The sequence below is a fragment of the Akkermansia sp. UNK.MGS-1 genome, assembly GCF_000980515.1.
GTDB classification, from domain to species: Bacteria; Verrucomicrobiota; Verrucomicrobiia; order Verrucomicrobiales; family Akkermansiaceae; genus Akkermansia; species Akkermansia muciniphila.
The window spans coordinates 1-3,705 of record NZ_LBCB01000026.1 but is presented as its reverse complement, the minus strand read 5'-3'; the positions used below and the strand labels follow the sequence as shown (position 1 = coordinate 3,705).

Below are 3,705 nucleotides of genomic sequence, written 5' to 3'. Positions count from 1 at the left end.
AACCTGTTCCGGGGAAATCGCCTTAAACAACAACCTCACGCTCCTGCCCGGCCCGCAATACAAACTCCCCGTCCCCATGCCGACACGATCAAGAAAACACTCGTAAATCTCGGAATAAAAATTGCTCCGCGTCAGCTCCATCAAAGCAATATCGGAACACTTGCCATACCATGCGTTAGCCTCCTCCACATCCTCCTCCGCTACATCTCCGGGCCTCGCGATCCACTTGAACCACGGCTCATGGCTCGTCACAATATGGCTCATATGCGCTCCGGCCAGCCGGGCACAGGCCATCCTGGCCGCCCCATTCCGCACCCTGCCCACAAAATCGGACGGACGAAACCTTAAATCATCCACCCTGTTCGGCAGCAAATACCAGCGGGCAAACTGCCACGTCTTTGCAAGCTCATCCCGTTGCTTCCTCAACCCGTTATACAGGCGCACCAGCTCATCCGCCTCATCCTGACGGCTCATCCCAACGTCTCCCGTTTACCACTAGCCGCGCCTCCATGCTGCCTCTCTACCTCACTCGCAAGCAGGGTTGATGCCCTGCCTCGCCGTCTGCGTTGCTCCTCCAGTAAACTGCGCTTCGCCGCATGTTCGCTCTCCCCGGCACTCACCGTCTCCACCTTCGGAGCCTGAACGGGAGGAGCTTCACCCTTCATATTCTTCTTGAAACCCATACCCCACTCATACCACGGAAAAACAAAAACGCATCTAATCATTCAATTAGATACCCACACAACACGCAAACCATCAACAACAAACACACAAAAAAATCAATCCATCCTCGCCAATCCTCCGCTCCTGTTCCCTCCGCCCCAATCATCATCCTCATCCAGCCATCCGCCAGACTCCTCACGGCTAACAAAACCGCTCGCCCGTGACACCAGCCCCTTCTTCAACGCCTCGCCCAGCGTCCTCAACGCATCAGCCCCATGAGACGCCTCGTTATGCTCCGGCACATCATGGCTCACCCCATCCTCCAGCACCGTCTTCTTGCGGTAAGCGGCAATGCAATCCACCCCGCTCAACAACTTCACATCACCCTCACCCCGGCACTCCTTCAGACAATCCTCATGAAACACCGCATTCTTCAACATCGTCCTCACGGCATCAATCCCCATCCACACGCGCGGAATCCTCGGCACCCTCACCAGCCGCCCTCCAATCCCGGTATTCCGAAAAAGAGACATAGGATCACCGCCCCAATTCCTCCGGTTACCGTCATGCGGAAACAAATGCTCATCAAAACTCATCCCCAACTCGCGCTCCCACAAACGAATCACCTCGGCATACTCCGTCATCCCCAACCCGCTGGACTGGTAAAACTTCAGCAGCCGCACCTCATACCCTACCACCTGCGCCGCCCAAATAGCCGTACTATCGTTCAACCCTAAATCCCATGCGGAAACTAACGGAAACCCCGGCTCCACGGCAAACGCCGCCCCCACGCACCCCTGCGCCCGCAACCTGTGCATCACGGCACCATAAATCGCCCCCGACACATGCGGCCACAACGCCTCCTCCGGCGTACTCGGGTACTCCTGCTTCATCAACTCTCCCTGCGTCTGCTTCATGTGGCTGTACCACACCATCTGCTCCTGACTCAGGCTGATACCCTTCTCCCTCAACTCGTCAAAATACGCCCTGTCCTCATCCAGCACATCATACCCCTCTCCGGCCAGCGTATAACCGGCATCCTCAAACCACGGGAAAAAGAAAAACTTCCACTGCACATTAGAAAGCCTCTTCCCCGTCAAATCCAGCGCCCCCTTCATAATCTCATAATTCAGCCCGGTTCTGCCCCCTTCATGCGTTGACTCGTTAAACAAAAACCCGTCGCTCGGCACCGTATTAAACGCCCCGGACAATATTTCCGCAGCCTTGGCTGGAAAATGGCACGCCGTACTCCCAAACTCCGTCAGCCAAAGCAAATCCAATGTGCCGCCGCGCAAACTGGCCCCGGAATAAATATCGCTCCCATTGGCAAACCTCAGCTCACGGTCATTAGCATACACCGGCACCAGCCCTTTGCTCTTCACCAGCTTGCCAGTCCTCTCCTTAATCATCCGGCCCAGCCTCGCCAGCCACAAATCCTCATCAGTCGCATGTGCAGGCACATAATCCAGCCTGTCCCATGCAAACCTGATCTTGCCCAGCTTATTCTCGGCATCCGGCAAAGACTTATCCACAATCCCGGCATGGAACCCATCAACAAACAACATGCAATCCAACGCCAGCATCGCAAGATAAGTGCTGATCCCCATCTGGCGGCTCTTCAAAATAGCATTGCGGTGATGCAGCCCCCGGTGCAACTTGCGCTGTACCCTGTTCATGCGGAACCGCACCACCTTATCCCCACCCTTCACCATCTTGCTCTCCACCCAATACAAATGATTAAGCCGCCACTCCCTGTCTCCAAGCACCTCCGCAAACCTGCCCAACACGGCATCATCCATACCATTAATGGGAGGGAAAAAACCTCTACTCGCCATCTGTCACCGTCTCACTATTGCCGCCCACCTTCAAACTCTGATCACCCAACAACCCGAAAATAGCCTCCGCCAACGTAGGGCCCCCAACATGCACCTCAGACGGCGCATTATGCCCGGCCATCTCATTATCAATCTTAATCGCAGTCATCACCTCCTGCACAGTAGGGACGGAATCAAACAGCCCCAAATCCACGCCCACCTCCCCGCGCACCAGCTTCGCCAAAAACCTCCTCTTCTCCTTTGCGCTCAGGGCATACCCATCATCAAGCTCTGCTCTCAACCTCTTCAGCTCCTCCTGAATGTGCGGCTCCCTCATCTTGCGGCTCGCTCCTGCGCTCGCGCTCGCATCATCACCGGGATTCCACACAACCGCATAAGCCGCGCGGGGAGTAAAACTCTCCCACACAACCATCTTGCAAAACTCATCTTCCTTATCGCTTAACTTCTTCATCTTGCATCCTTAACCTTAATCTTGCAAACCTGCCCTCTATCACCCTCCTCCCCTCCGCGCTCGCCGCATACGTCACGCAGGGCCTCTGCCCCTTGACCTCCAGCAGCCCCATCCTCCGCAACCTTGCCAGCGCATTGGAAACAGACTGGCTATTCCGCGCCCGGCACCACGCCACTACCCCTCTGCACTCAACCTCTCCCAGCTCCCCCACCGCCATCAGAACCAGAAAATCCAGCGGCGTCATCTCCAGCTCCCCAAAACACACCGCTCTCACCGTCGCCGCCACCAAACGATACATCTTCATCGCCGTTGTGGCAACGGCCTGAACGGGCGGCCCTCCACATGGCCGCATCCTCCTCCGTTCAAACCATCACATACGCATTAACGCTTCAACCGCCCGCCACTTCAGGCAACCTCAACCTCCACCCCGAACACCCCGGCCACAATCGTCTTGTACCGGTCAATGCCCGTCTCCGTAGGCTGAACCTGAATATATCCGTTATCAGACTTCACATACTCCAGCAAGCCCAAATCAATCAGAGCATGCGCATCACGGATAAACAGCGTATTCCACGGCTGACGGAACAAACACCACTTCTCGCACACCTCCACCAGCAGCTTCAGCCGTTCCCCGTGGTACTTCTTGCCCTGCCGTGCCTGTCGCCGTCCAACACGTCCCATACCCGGCGCGCTAATAACCTCGCGCCGGTCGGCATCATCACAACAACACGCCTCATCAGGCTCACAGCACGGATC

Annotated in this window: 5 protein-coding genes; 1 reads left to right on the top strand and 4 read right to left on the bottom strand. The window is 56.3% G+C overall.

The features are described 5' to 3' along the window. From WW58_RS09870 to WW58_RS09855, 3 genes are all read right to left on the bottom strand, one after another. Positions 1 to 474: portal protein (locus WW58_RS09870; RefSeq protein ID WP_046437327.1), on the bottom strand; the 474-nt coding region annotated here is incomplete at its 3' end. 305 nt (positions 475 to 779) lie between these two features. Beyond that, a complete protein-coding gene (locus tag WW58_RS09860) occupies positions 780 to 2,462 on the bottom strand; it encodes a hypothetical protein (protein ID WP_146021940.1) in 1,683 nt (560 codons plus the stop codon). A 25-nt stretch (positions 2,463 to 2,487) separates the two neighbouring features. Beyond that, positions 2,488 to 2,949, bottom strand: a complete 462-nt coding sequence (locus WW58_RS09855; protein WP_046437321.1) for a hypothetical protein — start codon at positions 2,947 to 2,949, stop codon at positions 2,488 to 2,490. A gap of 92 nt (positions 2,950 to 3,041) precedes the next feature. Here WW58_RS09855 and WW58_RS13465 point away from each other — a divergent pair, with 92 nt between their 5' ends. Next, a complete protein-coding gene (locus WW58_RS13465) occupies positions 3,042 to 3,275 on the top strand; it encodes a hypothetical protein (protein ID WP_128252707.1) in 234 nt (77 codons plus the stop codon). A 79-nt stretch (positions 3,276 to 3,354) separates the two neighbouring features. Here the strand turns inward: WW58_RS13465 and WW58_RS09845 are convergent, their stop codons facing one another. Next, positions 3,355 to 3,630 (bottom strand): hypothetical protein, encoded by a 276-nt coding sequence (locus tag WW58_RS09845; RefSeq protein WP_146021938.1) that lies wholly within the window; start codon positions 3,628 to 3,630, stop codon positions 3,355 to 3,357. Between the last annotated feature and the right edge of the window lie 75 nt (positions 3,631 to 3,705).

Excerpts from the sequence above, each read along its gene's own strand:
- WW58_RS09855 (WP_046437321.1), bottom strand. The coding sequence starts at position 2,949 with ATGAAGAAGTTAAGCGATAAGGAAGATGAGTTTTGCAAGATGGTTGTG.
- WW58_RS09845 (WP_146021938.1), bottom strand. The coding sequence starts at position 3,630 with ATGGGACGTGTTGGACGGCGACAGGCACGGCAGGGCAAGAAGTACCAC.
- WW58_RS09860 (WP_146021940.1), bottom strand. The coding sequence starts at position 2,462 with ATGGATGATGCCGTGTTGGGCAGGTTTGCGGAGGTGCTTGGAGACAGG.